This window comes from Gemmatimonadales bacterium, from assembly GCA_030697825.1.
Classification (GTDB): Bacteria; Gemmatimonadota; Gemmatimonadetes; order Gemmatimonadales; family JACORV01; genus JACORV01.
Genome location: JAUYOW010000211.1, coordinates 1 through 1,508, shown reverse-complemented (window position 1 = coordinate 1,508; position 1,508 = coordinate 1). Strand labels below are relative to the sequence as shown.

Sequence of the window (1,508 nt, the reverse complement as noted above, 5' to 3'; positions counted from 1 at the left end):
ACCTTGAGCGCCACCTTCCGGTCGTGGCGAACGTCGTGGGCGAGGTACACCGTGGCCATGCCGCCCGCACCGAGTTCGCGCTCGATCACGTAGCGGTCGGCCAGGGCGGCCGACAGACGCAGGACGGCGTCGGTCATGCGGCGGGGATCCGTGCCGCCGCCGCGGCCCGGACGCGTGGGTCCAGCACGGTCACCATCGCCAGCCGGTCGCGCAAATGAGCGCCGCTCACGAGGGCCCGCTCGACCAGTGCCCGGCAGAACTCAAGGTCCTTGTGGCGACCGGCGATCGCCTTCGACACCCACAGGTCGTGGGGTTCCAGACACCACGCGACGACCCCATTCGTTCCGGCCGACTCGAAGCGCACCAGCCGCTCGCGCCACCCGGCCGGCAGCACCGCCGTCGTCTCGACGACACCCTGGGCGTAGTAGCCGAACGTCGCATGAAACATCGACGCTTCACCGATGGATCCGTCGATCAGGTCGGCCATCCGGCCGTCCGCGTCGTCGCGCATCGCGGCAACATCCACCTCGACGGAGCGGGACGCCTCCGGCGGCAGCTCCCCCGCGACGCTCGCGTGAAGCGCCTGGCTTCCGATCACCAGCACCTCCCGAACACCGAGAACCGCCCCGGCCGCATGGATCGCATGCTCGAACTCCTCCCGCTTCACGAGGCGCGCCGGTCGTCGTCCGCGAACGCACGGTACGCCTCGGCGCGCTCGGCGGCCGACAGCACGCCGGCGAACGGTGTCACGTGGCGAAGCTCCCGCACCCACGGGTCGGGGTCGGTCAGGAGCGGCAGCAGCGCCTCCACGGGCCGGTCAAGGACGACGCCCCACTCCCGCAACGGCAGGGAACATCCGCCGTCGCGTACCATCATGCGTTCCAGACATCGCCGAGCCTGTGCCAGCACGCGATCGGGGTTCTCACGCAGCCGATTCGCGATCACCCGGTGGAGACTGAGGGACCGCCGCTCTTCCCTGGTGAGCGGCGGGTAGTACTCCACGGCGGCGTCCAGTCCCACAGCCCTCGCCAGCCTTCGTACGGTGCTCATCGTGGGGCTCTTCCGATTGGCTTCGTACGCCGCGATCGTCGGTTGTGACGTGCCTCCGACCCGAGCCAGCGCGGTCTGGGTCAGAGCAACCGTTTCCCTCAGGACACGAATAGGATTCATCTCAGCAATATATCCTATCGGATATGGACCGTCAATACGCCATGGACCGCGCCAAGCCCTGGTGGCCGCCCGCCACGGGCCGACCAGGCAAACGGGGCCTCACCGCCCCGACGCCCGCAGCAGCCAGAGGTCCCAGGTGCTGCGCTGGACCTGCACGACCGCGCGCCGGCCGTCGTGCGCCAGCGAATTCACTGTGCGCCCAGTTCGAAATCCACGACAGGCTCCGGCTCGAGCGTTCCTCCCGCGGCGGGGACCCGGGACAGCTGCCGGCCCTGGTCGCGACCCCCGTAAGGCGGGAAAGCGGGAAGGCGGTACGTTGTTTCTGTGCGGCTGTGCGG

General features: G+C 69.6%; 2 protein-coding genes. Both read right to left on the bottom strand.

Annotation, left to right across the window (positions count from 1 at the left end):
- Positions 1-133: 133 nt before the first annotated feature.
- On the bottom strand, positions 134-667 hold the full coding sequence (locus Q8Q85_11025; protein MDP3774785.1) for a hypothetical protein: 534 nt from the start codon (positions 665-667) through the stop codon (positions 134-136).
- On the bottom strand, positions 664-1,170 hold the full coding sequence (locus Q8Q85_11020) for a helix-turn-helix transcriptional regulator (protein MDP3774784.1): 507 nt from the start codon (positions 1,168-1,170) through the stop codon (positions 664-666). Before Q8Q85_11020 ends, Q8Q85_11025 begins: the two co-directional genes overlap by 4 nt.
- Positions 1,171-1,508 lie beyond the last annotated feature (338 nt).